Source organism: Acinetobacter sp. 251-1 (assembly GCF_030329305.1).
Lineage (GTDB): Bacteria > Pseudomonadota > Gammaproteobacteria > Pseudomonadales > Moraxellaceae > Acinetobacter > Acinetobacter piscicola_A.
In genome coordinates this window covers 39147-58075 of the sequence record NZ_JACANS010000007.1, presented here as the reverse complement: position 1 = coordinate 58075, position 18929 = coordinate 39147, and the positions used below count along the sequence as shown (strand labels likewise).

Annotated in this window: 16 protein-coding genes and 1 CRISPR repeat array (1 of these 17 only partly in view); of the genes, 8 read left to right on the top strand and 8 right to left on the bottom strand. The window is 37.1% G+C overall.

Annotated features, from left to right (window positions below; translation table 11 throughout):
• Positions 1-121: 121 nt before the first annotated feature.
• Positions 122-682 (bottom strand): FxsA family protein, encoded by a 561-nt coding sequence (locus tag HX129_RS06990; protein ID WP_130073654.1) that lies wholly within the window; start codon positions 680-682, stop codon positions 122-124.
• A gap of 838 nt (positions 683-1520) precedes the next feature.
• On the opposite strand from HX129_RS06990, the gene ruvC reads away from it, so the two are divergent.
• Positions 1521-2066: a crossover junction endodeoxyribonuclease RuvC gene (gene ruvC, locus HX129_RS06985; protein WP_130073655.1), complete on the top strand. Its 546-nt coding sequence runs from the start codon at positions 1521-1523 to the stop codon at positions 2064-2066.
• A gap of 42 nt (positions 2067-2108) precedes the next feature.
• Here the strand turns inward: ruvC and HX129_RS06980 are convergent, their stop codons facing one another.
• On the bottom strand, positions 2109-2441 hold the full coding sequence (locus HX129_RS06980; protein ID WP_286434786.1) for a hypothetical protein: 333 nt from the start codon (positions 2439-2441) through the stop codon (positions 2109-2111).
• Between the two features lie 78 nt (positions 2442-2519).
• Complete coding sequence (locus tag HX129_RS06975) at positions 2520-4007, bottom strand: NAD(P)H-hydrate dehydratase (protein ID WP_286434787.1); 1488 nt, start codon at positions 4005-4007, stop codon at positions 2520-2522.
• A 20-nt stretch (positions 4008-4027) separates the two neighbouring features.
• Between HX129_RS06975 and queG the strand changes: the two genes are divergently transcribed.
• Both queG and bioB read left to right on the top strand, forming a co-directional pair.
• Positions 4028-5122, top strand: a complete 1095-nt coding sequence (gene queG, locus HX129_RS06970; RefSeq protein WP_286434788.1) for a tRNA epoxyqueuosine(34) reductase QueG — start codon at positions 4028-4030, stop codon at positions 5120-5122.
• Positions 5123-5436: 314 nt separating this feature from the next.
• Positions 5437-6429 carry a biotin synthase BioB gene (bioB, locus tag HX129_RS06965; RefSeq protein WP_174492760.1) on the top strand — a complete coding sequence of 331 codons (993 nt, stop codon included), beginning with the start codon at positions 5437-5439 and terminating at the stop codon, positions 6427-6429.
• 85 nt (positions 6430-6514) lie between these two features.
• On the opposite strand, the gene HX129_RS06960 is transcribed toward bioB, so the two are convergent.
• A complete protein-coding gene (locus HX129_RS06960) occupies positions 6515-6727 on the bottom strand; it encodes a hypothetical protein (RefSeq protein ID WP_130073660.1) in 213 nt (70 codons plus the stop codon).
• A 668-nt stretch (positions 6728-7395) separates the two neighbouring features.
• Between HX129_RS06960 and HX129_RS06955 the strand changes: the two genes are divergently transcribed.
• From HX129_RS06955 to putP, 3 genes are all read left to right on the top strand, one after another.
• Entirely contained in the window at positions 7396-9024 is a 1629-nt protein-coding gene (locus tag HX129_RS06955) for a long-chain-fatty-acid--CoA ligase (RefSeq protein ID WP_130073661.1), read from the top strand.
• 172 nt (positions 9025-9196) lie between these two features.
• Positions 9197-9814, top strand: coding sequence for a riboflavin synthase subunit alpha (locus HX129_RS06950; RefSeq protein WP_286434789.1), 618 nt, complete (start codon positions 9197-9199; stop codon positions 9812-9814).
• Positions 9815-10114: 300 nt separating this feature from the next.
• Complete coding sequence (gene putP, locus HX129_RS06945) at positions 10115-11626, top strand: sodium/proline symporter PutP (protein WP_286436090.1); 1512 nt, start codon at positions 10115-10117, stop codon at positions 11624-11626.
• A gap of 73 nt (positions 11627-11699) precedes the next feature.
• On the opposite strand, the gene HX129_RS06940 is transcribed toward putP, so the two are convergent.
• Entirely contained in the window at positions 11700-12197 is a 498-nt protein-coding gene (locus HX129_RS06940) for an Lrp/AsnC ligand binding domain-containing protein (protein WP_130073664.1), read from the bottom strand.
• 117 nt (positions 12198-12314) lie between these two features.
• On the opposite strand from HX129_RS06940, the gene putA reads away from it, so the two are divergent.
• Entirely contained in the window at positions 12315-16064 is a 3750-nt protein-coding gene (gene putA, locus HX129_RS06935; RefSeq protein ID WP_286434790.1) for a trifunctional transcriptional regulator/proline dehydrogenase/L-glutamate gamma-semialdehyde dehydrogenase, read from the top strand.
• Between the two features lie 175 nt (positions 16065-16239).
• On the opposite strand, the gene HX129_RS06930 is transcribed toward putA, so the two are convergent.
• On the bottom strand, positions 16240-16584 hold the full coding sequence (locus HX129_RS06930; protein WP_286434791.1) for an SMR family transporter: 345 nt from the start codon (positions 16582-16584) through the stop codon (positions 16240-16242).
• A gap of 266 nt (positions 16585-16850) precedes the next feature.
• Complete coding sequence (locus HX129_RS06925; protein WP_130073666.1) at positions 16851-17060, bottom strand: hypothetical protein; 210 nt, start codon at positions 17058-17060, stop codon at positions 16851-16853.
• Between the two features lie 334 nt (positions 17061-17394).
• On the opposite strand from HX129_RS06925, the gene HX129_RS06920 reads away from it, so the two are divergent.
• Positions 17395-17679: a hypothetical protein gene (locus tag HX129_RS06920; protein WP_286434792.1), complete on the top strand. Its 285-nt coding sequence runs from the start codon at positions 17395-17397 to the stop codon at positions 17677-17679.
• A gap of 28 nt (positions 17680-17707) precedes the next feature.
• Here the strand turns inward: HX129_RS06920 and HX129_RS06915 are convergent, their stop codons facing one another.
• The gene (locus HX129_RS06915; protein WP_286434793.1) at positions 17708-18139 is read right to left on the bottom strand and encodes a hypothetical protein; all 432 of its coding nucleotides are present in this window, start codon (positions 18137-18139) and stop codon (positions 17708-17710) included.
• Between the two features lie 145 nt (positions 18140-18284).
• Positions 18285-18929: a CRISPR direct-repeat array (repeat unit 28 nt; unit sequence TTTCTAAGCTGCCTACATGGCAGTGAAC) (it continues 1546 nt past the right edge of the window).

Genomic DNA, 18929 nt, shown 5'->3' with positions numbered 1-18929 from the left:
AACAAATACGAAAAAGACCTCATTATTATACGCTGCACTAACAAGATTTAGTTCATTTATAGAAATCTGTCATAAAAAAAGCTAGACCCACATGTCTAGCTCATTTTCAAGTGCTCAGCTTTTATTTTTTATTAACATTTTTTAATTCAATTTGCTTACGTTCTGGCTCAACTTCACGAGCTTCACCATCAATCACCGATGAATCCTGAAACGGATTCCCTTGTTGATTTTGCATTTGACGCATTAAATCTGCAAATGGGTTTTGTCCAGCATTACCACCCATATCTCCCATCATGCCACCCATCATTTTTTCCATCATCGCTTGTTGGCGCTTCATCATGGTTTTCATCATGGCATTTTTAAAAGCTTGTTGCACAGGTGGAATCAAAATCAGAATTGCCAAAATATCTGTGATTAATCCCGGAATAATCAACAAAATACCTGCTAAAATTTTAGGTAAATTATTGGTCAACTGTGGGTCAGCACTCATTTGCCCCATTTGCATTTGTTGCATCTGTGGCATAAGTCCTGTTGCGTTGGCACGTACCAGATTTAAACCAATAAAAAAGGCAGCAATAAACCAGAAGAATACATACCACATGCTTCCAACGAGATCGCCTACGCCAATCCACACAAAAATTTCTAAGACTAAACCAACCAATACAACCAGAGCTAATTTCATGAAAATTAATCTATTCTCGACAAAATGAAAAAATGCATAAATTTTTATACATATATTGATTGTATATGGGCGTTTTCAATTTTTTAAAGTCTTAAAGACTAAAATTGACAAAAAATTAAAATTTAAACCTAATTTAATTTTAAAAGTAGGTTCTAATAAATTTTAATTTGAGGATCACTCAACATTTTCACACTACTTCAGACTGTTTAGCCACCATTTAAAATGATAAAACCTGCATCTAATGCAGGTTTTATATGAAGTCACATGCTTATAATTAAGGATTTAAATAAAAATATCCAACAATCGCACTTAATGCACAGATTGAAAGAAATAAATATGTATTAACCGTATTAAAGCTTGCTAAAAATTTAACGATGTTCATAAACAACAATAGTAAATAAAAAATAGATTTGTATAAATTATACAATAGCAAATTAAAATTTACAGCTTAAGCTTAATTTAAGCTTAAAAAATCAATCCTACTTTATTTAAACAAACATTCAATAAAAATTAAAAAACAAAAATAAAATCAATTATATAGATTAAAAATAAGCAGTAAGATAAAGCTAAAACAATAAATAGCATATATTCTCATTCTCTTTTGTTACATTTATTTACATTTATGTTTGTGTTTTGTTTATTTTATATTCTTGAGTATTTTAGTTGTATTTAACAAATATTTTATTTAACTTATGCAATAGATTTAATAAAATTATGCTGAGTAAAAAAATATCAATTTCAATCTATTTTAAACATTCAATTAAATATGAAACTTATACAGAAATTATTTATAAAAAATCATATAATTAGAATTGTTTAAGCATTTTTAAGTAGGCACATGTCTCTCATTATTGGAATTGATCCTGGCTCACGATTAACGGGTTATGGCATTATTGAAAAAGATGGTCAAAAATTAAAGTTTATTGATGCTGGTACAATTCGGACAGAAACTCCTGACATGCCTGAGCGCTTAAAACGCATTTTTGCAGGGATTGACCGAATTGTAAAATTCCATGGTCCAACTGAAGCAGCCGTAGAACAAGTCTTTATGGCACAAAATCCTGATTCTGCTTTAAAGCTTGGACAAGCAAGAGGTGCTGCCATCGCGGCATTGGTCAATTTAGATCTGCAAGTTGCTGAATATACAGCGCGTCAAATTAAACAGTCTGTTGTCGGCTATGGCGCAGCAGACAAAGAACAAGTACAAATGATGGTCATGAAATTACTCAATTTATCGATCCACCCACAAGCTGATGCTGCTGATGCACTCGCGGCTGCGATTTGTCATGCACATGCATCCGGCAGTATGAGTAAATTGGCGGTACTGAATGCTTTAGGTGGTATGGCACGAGGACGCAGTCGTTATAGTGGGAGAAGACGTTAGCTTTTCATAAAAATCCGATGCAGTTGTGTAGATAAGTATAAATTAAACATATCCCGCTGTATCTTTACGGATTTCTCGTATTGACGGTGATTTTTTATATGTTGCAATCAACATTTTCCCCACTGTTCTTAAGTTTTTATCTTGGTTAATATCTATACGAATCAAGACCAATTCATCATCAATACGAGACCCTGCAATTTCTCGGCAAATCACGATATTTTCATTGCGTTCTATCACTTTATATTGTGGAAACTCATGTTGGATTTTCTCTCTCAAACTCAGCTTTTTTGTCGATTTAGATGCATCTATTTGTGTGTAAATCACCAATAAAACACATGCTGCAAATACAATCCCAACAATTAAATATTTTTCCATTTACCTAAAACCCATTGATTTATATATTAAAAAATAATTTATCGAATCATCTTAAATATTTCATTATGATGATTTACTTCATTTTTCGCTAGGTGATTGACGACAATCATTCACTACATAATACACAGCATCAGGCATGTGATGAGCTTGTACACCTCTTTGCCCTTTTCCCGCTAAATAATCACCCGCAAGTGCATGCAAAGTGACAATCTGATGCAAATGAATATTTTCATTAAACTGTGCTTTTAAACTTGCAATCATTCCTGCAAGCACATCCCCCATCCCACCTGTGCCCATTCCTGCATTACCCGCAGTACAAATCCACAATTGATCATCTAAAATCAAACTTCCCGCACCTTTTAGTACCCATTGCCCTGCATATTTTTCTTGCAGTCTCTCAATTGCCGCAACTCGATCTGCTTCAATCTGATTTACACTACAATTTAACAATTTTGCAGCTTCACCAGGATGTGGTGTTAAGTAAGTATGTGCATTTAACTTGATCGGATCTTCCGCCAAAAACCATAAAGCATCAGCATCTAAAACAATCTGTAAATGTGATGCTTGATGAATTTTAGGAAACCATTTTAAAAATTGTTGTTTTGCCCAATCATCTCTCCCTAAACCCATACCCAAACTTACAGCATCCACATGTTCAATAAGTCTGTCCATTTCAGTATCTGTTAATGCATTGATATCACGGAGCATAATATTGGGTGAGCGTGCCAAGATTGCTGTATGGTGCTTGGCATCACAGACAATCGTCACCTTGCCTGCCCCTGCACGAAATGCTGACTCGGCAGCCATCATTACAGCCCCACCCATTTCGGCATGTCCACCCACCACCAACACATGCCCATAACTGCCTTTATGACCAAAAGCTTGACGTTGTGGTAACACAATATGCGTAGAAGAGAGTTGGGCAATGTTCTTTAATTGATCATCTGTTGGTATCGCAGAAATTAACTCTACTTTTCCAGAGAATTCTTTGCCTTGCCCCGTAAATAACCCAACTTTAAAACCTAACACACTATAAGTAAAATCGGCTTTAACCGCAGTTGGCAAAGGTTGACCTGTATTTGCATTTAAACCACTGGGCACATCAATCGCAATTTTTAAGCCTGATTGCGCATTAAAATTTTGAATGATTTCTTGCCATGTAACATCCAAATCACGATTTAAACCGATACCAAAAAGTGCATCAATATGACAATCAAAGGTATTTTCAATATTAAAATGTGCTTGAATATTTACATCATGTGTTTGAGCTAGATGAAATGCTTTTGCTAAATCTGCGGCTTGCCCACGTCCTGCCGCAAAAACGGTGACCCGATACCCCAAGTCCTGTAAATATTTTGCCAAACAATAACCATCGCCTGCGTTATTGCCTGAACCACACCAAATTGCAATACGTTGAATGGTATTTTGAGAAGTAAAAACAACCTCTAAACGCTGTGCAATCGACCATGCGACTTGTTGCATCAGCCCAAAAGAACTATTTTGTTGTTTAAACCAACGTGCTTCCCATGCTTGAATCTCATGGCTATGATAAACTTGTGAATGCATTATCTTCTCTATGTTTTTCTATGTCGGCTTCTTCATCTTCAACACACAGCGCCCTACAACAGATTGATCCTGAGCAACTCAAAAGTTGGATCAAGGAGCAAGCCTTGCAACTTGGCTTTGCTGATTGTGTCATTGCCAAACCAGATGCTCAAGCAGAATTAGTACGTTTTAAGGAATATTTAAAACGTGGTTATCATGGTGATATGAAGTTTTTAGAAGAAAATTTAGAAAAACGTGCTGACCCGACTTTATTAGTGCCAAACACCAAAAGCATTATTTGTGTGCGGATGAACTATTTAGTAGAAACACCCAAGCCGCGCTATGTGCCCGACGAACCCAATTCAGCAATCATTGCGCGTTATGCTCGTGGACGAGATTATCATAAGGTCATGCGTGGGCGTCTCAAAACTTTAGCCAATAAAATTAAAGAAAAAGTTGGCGATTTTGAATCTCGCCCTTTTGCAGATTCCGCACCTGTATTTGAAAAATCTTTGGCTGAAAATGCAGGTATGGGATGGACAGGTAAACACACTCTACTCATTCATAAAAAATCAGGTTCATTTTTTGTTCTCGGTGAGTTATTTACTTCCCTAGAACTACCTTTTGATCAGCCAACAACAAAGCACTGTGGCTCATGTACAGCGTGTATTGATATTTGTCCCACTCAGGCGATTGTTGAACCCTATATGTTAGATGCGCGCAAATGTATTGCTTATTTAACGATTGAATATAAAGGTATTATTCCAGAGGAATTAAGACGTGGTATTGGTAATCGTGTGTTTGGTTGTGATGATTGTCAGCTCATTTGCCCTTGGAATAGTTTTGCCAAGAAAACCCCTATTGAAGATTTTTATCCAAGACATGGTTTAGACAATGCTTCACTTTTAGATCTCTGGCACTGGGATGAAGCGACTTTCTTAAACTGCACGGAAGGCAGCCCCATTCGCCGTACAGGTTACCAAAGCTTTATGCGAAATATTGCAATTGGTTTAGGAAATGCACCCTTTTCAACTAAAATTTTACGGGCTTTGCAACATCATCGCTCACATCATGATGAGATTGTGCAAGTCCATATTGACTGGGCAATTGCAGAGCAGCAGCGTAAATCAAAATAATTTTTAATTTTTTTGCGCCAAATTACTCATTTTTTACAACTTCAATAGCAAAGCACGTTCTCTGCAAAATCAGGGTTATTTTCATTTTTTAAAAGCGAATACTCTGAAGTTTACCTAAATACAAAAATATTTTATGTCACGATCTGACAAGAAAAACCGCAAAGTTTGTAAGTAAATCACTATTTTTATTTTTAATTTATATGCTAATCTTAAGTCAAGATACCAATAACCATTTGGATGTTTTTGCCCATTGGCTTTGGCATGTTTTGTGTATGATACATCGAGATAGTAATATTTTATCAGGGATTTGACTTATGCCTTTAGTACGAAATGATTGGACACGTGAAGAAATCCAAACCTTATATGAACAACCATTTTTAGATTTAGTGTTTAAAGCACAGCAGATTCATCGCAATCATTTTGAAGCGAATACTATCCAAGTCAGCACTCTACTTTCAATTAAAACAGGAAAATGTCCTGAAGACTGTAAATATTGCTCGCAATCAGCGCATTATGATTCAAAACTAGAAGCTGAAAAGCGCATTGCTGTCGACAAAGTGATCAGTGAAGCTAAAGAAGCATTAGCATCGGGTTCATCTCGTTTTTGTATGGGGGCTGCTTGGCGTAATCCACATGAGCGTGATATGCCTTATGTTCTTGAAATGGTACGTGAAGTCAAAGCACTTGGACTAGAAACGTGTATGACTTTGGGAATGTTAAATCAGTCTCAAGCAGAACGTTTGCATGAAGCTGGGTTAGATTATTACAACCATAACCTTGATACATCACGTGAATACTATTCTCATATCATCACCACGCGTACTTTCGATGATCGTTTAAATACTTTAGATCATGTACGTAATGCAGGTATGAAAGTGTGTAGCGGTGGAATTGTTGGTTTAGGTGAAAATCGTAATGACCGTATTGGTTTATTGCAAGAACTTGCAACCTTACCCACTCATCCTGAATCTGTCCCAATCAATATGCTGGTTCCGATTGATGGTACGCCTTTAGCAGAAGTTGAAAAACTCGATGTCACGGAATGGATTCGCACCATTGCGGTTGCACGTATCATCATGCCACATAGCTATATTCGCCTTTCAGCAGGACGCGAAGCATTGAGTGATTCTGATCAAGCGTTGGCATTTATGGCAGGTGCAAACTCATTGTTTAGTGGTGAAAAGTTACTGACTACACCCAATGCAGGTGAAGGCAAGGACAAACAATTATTCAATAAGTTAGGATTAATTGCGGAAAAAGCTAAACCAACAGCTGCCGAACTTTCGGTTGACGCGATGGCCGTTTAAATCAGATAATCTGTCTAAAAGCGATCTTTACAAGATCGCTTTTTAATTTTTTTTAAGCGATGATTTAAGTTTATAGTTCAAAATTTTACAGCGAAGTGATCAAAAGCCCATATTTTGCATTTAAAAACATGCCTTCACGTAAAATATCCGTGCCATTGGCATGATGTACGCTCAATACTTTGGTAAATGCATCATATTCAAAGGAATCAAAACACCCTTGATGATGGCAAAGCCACGTCAAAGTATCTACAAGATTTTGATCAATAATATAAGTTTCAGCAGTAAAATCTTTCAACATACCCATAAAATTCAAATGATGAGAAGCTTTTATTTTAACTGAAATATAATTTGAAAGAGACGAAGGCTTACTTTATTTTTTCTTATTTTGAAGCGCATTTAATATCATCATACTATGCATTTAAAATACATTTAAAGGACTTCATTTTAAAGCAATAATACGATGATATCCCGAGTAAATTTTGGATATAAAATCAGTGACAAACCCCACATTTACGACATTCTTTCTTCACCGTGGCAGTGGCATCAATTTCATATTCAAATTGGTGTAAACACAAAATTTTCTTTAAAGTTTCTAGCATTCATCATCTCCTATGTTGATTGACCTTATTCATGTTTTATCCTAAAACATTTATTTTTGAATAAGGCTGTCTCATAGTTTTAACATATCTGTGTACCAATTCAAGTTATTTTTCCATAGATTTACGCAAAATTTTCGTCTAAATTGCAATGCTATTTTCAAATCATGATAATTTAATAAATATTTGTTTTTCAACATCAATTTATTTTTTCCTCGTTACAAAATTTTGTGAATATTTTGATTGCATTCAGTTTTTTTTTAGTTAGGATAAAAATATGTTTTTTCTATTTGATAATTTTTTAAATAGAACGGATTAAATAAGCACAAATGAAATAGATCAATCACAACAAAATTAAAAGGATGATTGTATGCAAGGAAATATGATGTTTCAGCCGCTTTTGATTAGTAATTTAATCGAACATGCTGCTCGTTATCATGGCGATACCGCAATTATTTCTAAAAATACCGATGGCACTATAACCACAACAGACTGGACACATGTTGCTGAGAATTCAAAACGTTTTGCCAATGCCTTAACCAGTTTAGGTGCCAAACATGCCGATCGTATTGCCACCATCGCATGGAACAATCACCGTCATTTAGAATCTTGGTATGCAATTTCAGGCAGTGGTATGGTTTGTCATACGATTAACCCTCGTTTATTTCCAGAACAATTGATTTTTATTATTAATGACGCACAAGACAAAGTCGTACTCTTTGATAAAACATTCCTCCCATTAATCAATGCCGTAAAAGCACATACTCCAAGTGTGGAACATTTTATTTGTTTAAGTGCTTTTGACCAAGATGTCGCAACGGTACTCCCTGATGTGAAGTTTTATGATGCACTGATCGCAGAACATTCAGCAGAGTTTGAATGGCCTATGTTTGATGAAAATACCGCGAGTTCACTCTGCTACACCTCAGGAACAACAGGAAATCCGAAAGGTGCTTTATATAGTCATCGTTCCACAATTTTGCATACTTATGCCATTTGTTTACCTGACTCATTAAATCTTTCTGCCAATAATGTCATGTTGCCTGTCGTCCCAATGTTCCATGTAAATGCTTGGGGTACACCTTATGCTGCAGCAATGGTCGGTTGTACTTTTGTATTGCCAGGTCCTGGGTTAGATGGTGCCAGTTTAGTCCAAATGATTGATGACTATAATGTGACCGTTGCACTTGGCGTGCCGACAATTTGGCAAGGCTTATTGGCAGCAGCCAAACAAAGTGGCAGTAAACTTGCGAGTTTAAAACACAATGTTGTCGGTGGTTCCGCTTGTCCACCTGCGATGATGAAAGCATTCCGTGACTTATATGACTGTGAAACCATTCATGCTTGGGGAATGACTGAAATGAGTCCATTGGGTACAAGTAATCAACTCAAAGCCAAACATAAAAAATTGTCTGCTGAAGATCAACTCACTGTTCGCCTTTCGCAAGGTCGCCCACCTTTTGGTGTCGACTTACGCATTACGGATGAAGAAAAAGGAACACAAGAAGTTGCGCGTGATGGTCACACTACAGGTAACCTACAAGTTAAAGGGCATTGGATTATCGAATCGTATTATGGTAAATCTGAAAATGCGTTAACTGCTGATGGCTGGTTTGATACAGGTGACATTGCATCGATCAATGAAGATGGTTATCTACTTCTAAGTGATCGTGCCAAAGATTTAATTAAATCAGGCGGTGAATGGATTTCTTCTGTTGAACTAGAAAATATAGCCATGAGCCATCCTGAAATTGCGATGGCTGCCGTCATCGCCGCGACACATCCAAAATGGGATGAACGTCCTGTAGTGATTGCGATCAAACAGCAAGGCACTAACGTCACTGAAGATGATCTCTTAAATTATTATGCAGATAAAATTGCAAAATGGCAGATTCCAGACAAAGTAGTCTTTGTAGATGCTATTCCTTTAACAGGTACAGGTAAAATGTTGAAAAAAGACCTTCGTGAAAAATATGGTTCTGTATTACTCGAAAGTTAATTCATCGTCTAGTGTTCTTTGCAACATAAAACTGAAATCATGATAGAGCTGAAAATTCCTCCCTTACAATCAAGGAGGAATCTTTTCAAGCATTTATCATGTCAATCACACTGCAACAGTGCAAATTTATGTTATTAATAGTCAAGTTTTTAATATCATGACGAGATTGGACATGTATACAGGTATCGTACTAGGCACTGAAAAAATTCATCGCATCGAAAAACATCAAGGCTATACCACCATCTTTGTGGAAAACCGTCAAAACTTTTTAGATGATGTGTTTATCGGTGCCAGTGTTGCGATTGATGGAACATGCTTGACCGTTACGGGGATGAATGAAGAAAAAACTTTAGTCAGTTTTGATATTTCGGATTTAACCTTATCCCTTACCACACTAGGTCATTTAAAAGAAAATAGTTTGGTCAATGTCGAGCGTTCTTTTAAAGTCGGTATGGAAAATGGTGGACATAATATTTATGGACATATCGAAGGAATGGCGCAGATTAAAAATATCGTTGAAAATGGTAAAACACTGCATTTAGATATTGAAATTCCAAATGAAAAAATCAAATATTTCTTTTTAAAAGGGTTTATTGGCTTACATGGTTGCAGCTTGACCGTGAACAATGTCAATAAAACACAAAATCAAATTTCAGTCGATCTTATTCCTGAAACCATCCGCTTAACCAATTTTTCAGACTTAAAAGTTGGTGATCTGCTTAATTTTGAAATTGATCAGACCACACGCACATTGGTAGATACTTTAGAAAGTATTCATGCAAGAAACTAAGACACATTCATCTTTAGGTGCATTCAACATCTTAAGTTAATCATTTCCAATTTACTTTATCTCTTCTTTTTTACAGCATCTATTGATTTGCAATAGATGCTTTTTCATGTGTATAGACTAAAGCCTGATGACACCCCCTACTTTGTAAACAAAATTACAATTTGCAACACAACTATTGATGAAATGCGTTAGAAAACTTACAGCTAATTTTTTTGCATCCATGTTTGAATCTGCATCTCAACGAAGCACGATAAAAATAATTCTTGGACGGACACAATCCAAAGGACAAAGGATGAAGCTATGAGTTTTCTTAATCCAACCGTAATAACATTTATGTTATACATCATCGCAATGGTCGCCATTGGACTGTATGCTTACAAATCAACCTCAGATTTTTCTGATTATATTTTAGGAGGTCGTAGTTTAGGCAGTGTGGTCACCGCACTTTCAGCAGGTGCATCAGACATGAGTGGTTGGCTGTTAATGGGCTTACCTGGGGCAATTTATTTAATTGGTTTATCAAAAGCTTGGGTTGCGATTGGCTTGATTATTGGGGCATGGCTCAATTGGCTATTGGTGGCAGGACGTTTACGGGTACATACCGAAGTACAAAACAATTCGATCACCCTTCCCGATTATTTTACCAGTCGATTTGATGATAAAAAGAAAGTATTGCGTGCAATTTCTGCCCTGGTCATTTTAATCTTTTTTGCAATCTATTGTGCATCAGGCATGGTGGCAGGTGCACGATTATTTGAGAGTATTTTTGGTTTAAATTACAGCACAGCACTTTGGATCAGTGCGATTGCAACCATCAGTTATGTGTGTATCGGTGGCTTTCTTGCAATCAGTTGGACAGATACGTTCCAAGCAGGTTTAATGATTTTTGCCCTACTGATCACCCCCATCATGGCATATTTAGCAATCGGTGATGTTTCTCAGTTTGCGTCTTTGTTGGAAACAGCACGCCCACATGCTTCAAATTTATTTTCAGGTTTAAGTGCTGTGGCGATTATTTCTTCTTGTGCGTGGGGCTTAGGCTATTTCGGACAGCCTCATATTTTGGTGCGCTTCATGGCAGCAGATTCAGTACGTACCATCCCCAATGCACGTCGTATCGGCATGACTTGGATGATTTTGTGTTTAGGTGGCGCAATTGCTGTGGGTTATATTGGTATTGCTTTTTTTCAAGCTCATCCCAATCTTGCGAGTGCTGTGACTCAAAATCATGAAACCATTTTTATTGAATTAACCAAAATTTTATTCAATCCATGGATTGCAGGTGTGATCTTAGCTGCAATTTTAGCTGCGGTAATGAGTACCTTAAGTTGTCAACTTTTGGTCTGTTCAAGTACCCTCACTGAAGATTTATACAAAGGCTTTGTCCGTAAAAATGCCTCACAAAATGAATTGGTTTGGGTCGGCCGTCTCATGGTTTTAGCCATTTCAGTCTTGGCAATTATTCTCGCATTTAAACCAGACAGTAAGGTTTTGGGCTTGGTAGAATATGCTTGGGCAGGCTTTGGTGCAGCGTTCGGTCCTCTCATTATTTTGTCGCTATTTTGGAAACGAATGACATTGAATGGCGCAATTACGGGGGTCATTGTTGGGGCTGTTACCGTCATCGCATGGGAAATGACCTTAAAGCAAAGTACGGGTTTATATGAAATTGTGCCCGGATTCTTGCTATCATTTTTAAGTATTGTGATTGTAAGTTTATTGGGCAAAGCACCTTCAAAACAGGTTGTCGAGCGTTTTGAACAAGCCGATCATATTTACAAACAAGAAATGCAAAATTTAAATCAAAAATAATCCATTCACATACTTTCGGGTTGTAATGGACTCTCTAAATCTGGGGCATTCAGCCCCATTTTTATTGCATTTTTTATTTTTTAATGCGTGGCTTCAAGTTTAAATGTAACTGTGCGCTGTCTTTAATGACTTCCATGACAGGATAGCTGCGCGTTTCCTTTACCCCCGGCAATTGCCACAATACACTACCTGAAATACGGCGAAATTCATCCATGTTGGCACAACGAATTTTGACTAAAAAATCAAAGCCACCACTAATCATGTGACATGCCATAATTTCAGGATATTGCACCACTGCATCAGAAAATGCATCTAAAGCATTTGGTGTGGTTTTATCCAATAATATTTCCACAAAAACCACAAAATTTGCCCCCAATAACACAGGATTGAGCTTGGCTTCATACCCTAAAATATAGCCTTCTGCCGTCAGTTTTTGTACACGTGCCAACGCGGCAGTGGCTGATAAATTGACTTCTTCTGCAAGTTTGGTATTTGAAATCCGCCCCTCTTTTTGCAAAATATCTAAAATCTTGATATCTATGCGGTCTAGGCTTAAAAATCCACTGTCCATTCGAATTATTCTCTAAAAATTAGCTTAATTATAGTGAGTTTCACTATGAATATTCTGTAATCATAAATTATATAAAGTAATTCACTCAAGATAAATTTAGCGTCACAGGATGTTGACATGAACATGATGGAAATCACTTCGCCTATGGATTCTGCACCTTTAAACCCAAACTACATTACTGAATTTAAAGAAAAAAACCAGCTTGAAACAGCAATCAATACGGCATGGCGTCGCCCTGAACCTGAGTGTGTGGAAAATTTATTAGACCATACTCAGATCTCAGAAGAAATGAGCCAAAAAATTTATGATATTGCATTTAATTTGGCACATAGTTTGAGAGAACGCCGTAATTCTTCAGGCAAAGTAGGCATCGTACAAGGGCTATTACAAGAGTTTTCGTTGTCTTCGCAAGAAGGTATTGCGCTGATGTGTTTAGCAGAAGCATTGCTACGTATTCCTGATACTGCCACCCGTGACTTATTGATTCGTGACAAGATTAACCAAGGGGATTGGAAAGAACATTTAGGGCAAAGTAATTTAATGTTTGTCAATGCCGCAGCATGGGGACTGATGTTGACGGGCAAACTGATGGAAACCCCGAAACAAAAAAGTTTATCGAGTATTCTAACTTCGCTTTTAGCACGTACAGGTAAAGGTATTATTCGTAAGGCTGTTGATGTCGCCATGCGTATGATGGGTGAACAATTTGTCACAGGTGAAACCATCGAAGAAGCGTTGGATCATGCCAAAGTGCTTGAAGATAAAGGTTTTCGTTATTCTTATGACATGTTAGGTGAGGCTGCACTGACTGAGCATGATGCAGATCGTTATTTTGATGATTATACGCAAGCCATCCATGCGATCGGCAAAGCATCTGAAGGCAAAGATGTCTATACAGGTGCAGGTATTTCCATCAAATTGTCAGCATTGCATCCGCGTTATCAGCGTGGGCAAATCGAACGTGTACACAATGAACTCTACCCGCGTATTTTAAATCTTGCACTTTTAGCTAAAAAATATGACATCGGTTTAAATATTGATGCTGAAGAAGCGGACCGTTTAGAGTTGTCCTTAGAGCTATTAGAACGCCTATGTTTTGAACCTGCACTCAATGATTGGAAAGGCATTGGTTTTGTGATCCAAGCCTATCAAAAACGTTGCTTCTACGTGGTCGATTATATTATTGATCTTGCTAAACGTAGCCAAAAACGTCTCATGATTCGCTTAGTCAAAGGTGCCTATTGGGACAGTGAAATTAAAAAAGCACAAATTGATGGTATGCGTGATTATCCTGTCTTTACGCGTAAAGTACATACAGACCTGTCCTATATCGCCTGTGCTAAAAAATTATTGGCTGCGCCTCAACAAATTTATCCGCAATTCGCAACACATAATGCTCAAACTTTAGCCACAATTTATCAATTGGCTGATCCAAGCAAATATTATCTAGGTCAATATGAATTTCAATGCCTGCATGGCATGGGTGAGCCATTATACGAACAAGTGGTTGGAAATATTCAAGACAATAAACTTGGCGTGCCTTGTCGTATCTATGCGCCTGTCGGTAATCATGAAACGCTATTGGCATATTTAGTACGCCGTTTATTGGAAAATGGAGCGAATACCTCTTTTGTAAATCGTATTGCCGATAAAAATATCGAAATCGCAGATTTGATTGAAGATCCTATACACGAAATTGCTGAAAATGCACAACACGATGGCATCGTCGGTATGAAGCACTCTGCCATTGCCTTACCAAAAGATCTATTGCAACCCATACGTCAAAACTCATTTGGCTTAGATCTGAGCAATGATAGCGAATTGGCGCAGCTCAATAGCACAGCACAAAAACTCGCGACATACCAATGGCATAGCCATAGTTTGGTTGCAAATCTCGACTCGCAAACTTTGCTTGAGTTACCCAAAATTGAAATTCGTAATCCCGCTAACGATCAAGACCTTGTCGGTACGGTGATAGAAGCAAATTTAACACACGTTGATCTTGCTTTGGACAATGCACAAGCTGCCTGTGACAGTTGGAACAATACGGATCGAAATCAACGTGCAGAATATTTATTTAAAGCTGCCGACTTGATGGAAGCTCGCTTAGAAGAATTGATGCTGCTGCTGTGTCGTGAAAGTGGTAAAACTTATAGCAATGGCATTGCAGAAGTCCGTGAAGCTGTAGATTTCCTCCGCTATTATGCTGCACAAATGCAAAATGTTTCAAAACATACCACATTACAAGCACTAGGTACCGTGCTGTGTATCAGTCCTTGGAATTTTCCATTGGCAATTTTTACAGGGCAAGTTGCAGCAGCCTTAGTTGCAGGAAATACCGTCATTGCCAAACCTGCAGAACAAACCCCATTGATTGCCGCGCAAGCCATTCAAATTTTATGGGAAGCAGGCATTCCAGAAAATGTCGTGCAATTACTGCCAGGGCGTGGCGAAACCGTTGGCGCTCAGCTATCCCAAGATGATCGCATTCAAGGCATTATGTTTACAGGTTCAACTGAAGTTGCCAAAATTTTACAAAAAACCGTCGCACAACGACTAAGCCCCACAGGTCAACCGATTCCGCTCATTGCAGAAACGGGCGGACAAAATGCTATGATTGTGGATTCTTCCGCACTCACTGAGCAAGTGGTTTTAGATGTTGTAAATTCAGCATTTGACAGTGCGGGACAACGCTGTTCTGCGCTACGTGTACTTTGTGTGCAAGAAGACAATGCCGAAGTCTTAATAAAAATGCTTAAAGGTGCCATGCAACAACTCAACCTAGGCAATCCCATTTTCCTTAAAACCGATATTGGTCCTGTAATTGATCTTGAAGCACAGCAAAATATTGAAAAACATATTGAAATGATGCGCAGCAAAGCATATCCAACTCATCAATTAGCACTTGCAGAGACAGATTTAAAAAGCAATCAAGGTACTTTTATCACGCCGACAATGATTGAATTGCCCAATTTGAATGACTTAAAACGTGAAGTGTTTGGCCCTGTCCTACATATTATTCGTTATAAATATGGTGAATTAAAACAATTACTCAAGCAAATCAATGATAAAGGCTATGGTTTAACCATGGGTTTACACACACGAATTGATGAAACTATTCAAACGACCATTGCACATGCTGAAGTTGGAAATTTATATATTAACCGTAACATTGTCGGTGCAGTGGTTGGCGTACAACCTTTTGGTGGTGAGGGTTTATCAGGTACAGGACCTAAAGCAGGTGGGCCTCTTTACCTTTATAAATTAATGCAAAAGTGTGATTTATCAGCACAACCTTTCGGTATTGTTAAAGCTTTAAATCAAACAGAAATTAATCCAATTTATAATGCTTTACAGATTTGGACGAAACAACATATTACTGATTTTAAATTAAATCATTATGCCAATATCACAGGTTTATATGCATTGCCTGGTCCAACAGGTGAATCCAACCAGTATTCTATTTTGCCTAGAGCTAAAATATTTGTTACAGCACAACATGAACATGCCTATTTACAACAACTTGCTGCAGTTTTTGCAGTAGGAAGCCATGCTGTGATGTCGAATCAGAATGCCGTTGGCTTACAACTCTTGCAAAAACTCCCGCAAGACATCCGCCACCACATTACGCTCATCGATGATATCGCTAGCGCAGAGTTTGATGCGGTATTACACCATGGCGATGTCAAGGGCTTAGCTGATTTACAACACCTCATCAGTCAACGCTCAGGTGCAATTATTGCCATTTCACATTTAAACCATGTGAATGATCTTGTTGCTTTAGATCGTCTTGTAATTGAACGTGCAATCAGCATTAATACTGCTGCCGCAGGTGGCAATGCCAGCTTGATGACTTTAGAAAGTTAATCGGGATAATTTGCTTTCTAAAGTAAAATAACCACAATGTCATCAAATCTATATTTCATCGCCCTAGTTTTACAATGGATCACTTGGGCTTTTTTTAAATGATTCAAAGCACTTTGTTAACAACCATTGATTATTGGGAGAATGTGGAACACGCTCCCTTTTGATCTGTGCCAAATTAGTGTCCCGCCGTTGTTGAAAATAAATTAATCACAATCACACCAGAAATAATCAAAGCAATGCCTATCATCGCTGCAAGATCAAGGTTTTGCTTAAACACAATAAAGCCTAAAAATGCCGTCAGTACAATCCCCACTCCAGCCCAAATCGCATAGCTAATACCCAATGGAATGACTTTCACGACTTGTGAGAGCAAGTAAAAAGCTATGCTGTATAATATGAATACTGCCAATGAGGGCACCAATTTAGTAAACCCTGCTGATTTCACAATAAATGTCGAACCAATGACCTCCGCTACAATCGCTAAAGCCAATAAGAGATAAGCTTTTAGTAAAGGAGTCATTTGTTCACCTGTAAATCAATCATTTTCATCAAACATACCAACTGGCAGGTATTTTATACAGAAAATTAAAAATGTATGCGCTGAAACGTAATTTTGTGAATAAATTGCTTTTATTAAAGGATTTAAAGCAGTGAAAAAATGCGAATGATGAGTGTATTTGTCATAAAATTTAAGGGGTAAATTTCAAATGAATGCTACATTCGATTTAAAAATGAATTCCTTTTCCACTAATTCCTTTAAATAATTCTTTTTATTTATGCATTTATTTAAGCAATCTGTTGGTGAACTTTTTGTAGAAATGCGTCTGCATCAACTTTATTTTGAAACTGCTTATGGTACGTACCAGAGGCTTTTTGATTGTTCGGTGTATAATCAATATCAATAGAAAAACCTTGAGTAATCATATTCCTAGAAACACGTATTGCAATAATATGTGCTGAATTTAAGTAAAAACCATCTTCGATTTTAACTAGCATTGTATAACCTCAAACTATTTACTTGGGGGGAAAAATAACAAAAAAGCCCATCATTTGATGAGCTTATTGTTTAAATAATTTAAAGTGAATTTTACTTCAATTTAACAAATATTGAAAATTTTTTGATCATCTTTTACAAAGTAATTTTGGATGCAATTGTAATAACCATGTAAATGAATAACCGAATGAAACCAAACTCCCCTGTTCTAGACAATATTGTCAGACACTTTCTTAATTTTTTAAAAATTTTTAATGCTAGAGTAAAAATTCAGTGATATTCATCACATTTTAGATAAAAGATATTTTTTAAATATCTTTTATGGAGGCTGCTCTGATGAACTATTTAATTATTTTAAACTCAAATTATCTCGATCATTTTGACCAAGTTCATAAAACGATTGAAGATTATGATCATACAATTCGTGTCAACCAAAATACTTGGCTCATTAATACTAAATATGATGCTGTAATTATTCGTCAACATTTGGCCAATGTGATGAGTATGCATGATTCGTTATTGATCTTCCAAGTGAATGAAAAATTTTCAATTGCAAATCAACTCGATGTAAGCGATTGGCTTGAAGACATGCAACAAAGTCATTGGCTTATACCTGCTTAATTTTTATAAACCTCCTTGCTTGGAGGTTTTACTCTCTCAATTTGACTTGATAACCACACATTGTTTGTGTACATCCAGCATCTGTGATCACTATACCATTATCTTGTGATAAATAATCCACTGTTCCACCTTCAGTGATTGCACTATACAGACTGTTCCACTCTTCACCAAGTAAGCTTTGTGTTAGCGTTTTGGCTTGAGTGACAACTTCTGATTTTTCATCAGGCAAGGTCTTAAACGTCCAACTGACATCAATAAAATCGGATGCTATACCAATTACTAGCTTATTCTTTGATTGATCTTGATAGTAATAATTGGTCACAATCTCAGATTCTTTTTCAGTTTTTTGCAAAGGCAATGTAATTTGTTTTAGAACTTGATCAATCTCTTTGGGTACTTGGGCAGCTGTAAACGTACTCAAACTTGATAGCATTGCGAATGTAAAAGCAATTTTAATCATACTGTTGTGCATATATGTTGACTCTTATTTCTTATTGAAAGTTGATCAATTTAGCAAAAGTTGTTTTGATCACCAAGATTTCTTTACACTTTTGCAAAATGAAGTTATTTACACTTACCCCATATTTAATTGCCCTCATCATCTATTTCTAAGCTGCCTACATGGCAGTGAACTTCAGAAAGGATTTTTAAAAAATGTTTTGACATTTCTAAGCTGCCTACATGGCAGTGAACTCGATCATGTTATAAACAACTTTGATTTTTTTTTCTAAGCTGCCTACATGGCAGTGAACCATAATCAGTATGATTTTCATCAATAAAAGCTTTTCTAAGCTGCCTACATGGCAGTGAACTGTACAATCCAGTCAAAGTTAGTCTTGTTCCGTTTCTAAGCTGCCTACATGGCAGTGAACATTATCCAATAGAAATTGTTTCAGCAGGTGGGTTTCTAAGCTGCCTACATGGCAGTGAACTTTACGCTCACGCTTTCGCTCCCATATTCAGTTTTCTAAGCTGCCTACATGGCAGTGAACCAATTAATGGAGCGAATGCACTATGACTTTTGTTTTCTAAGCTGCCTACATGGCAGTGAACACAAAGTTGCAAGCTGATCAATGGCTTTCACCTTTCTAAGCTGCCTACATGGCAGTGAACTGCTGCGATTGCTTCCTATTTCACAGTGTGTTGTTTCTAAGCTGCCTACATGGCAGTGAACAAGAAACTGTATTCGTACAGAAGAAAGTTGATTTTCTAAGCTGCCTACATGGCAGTGAACGGTTTGGGTTTGGTTG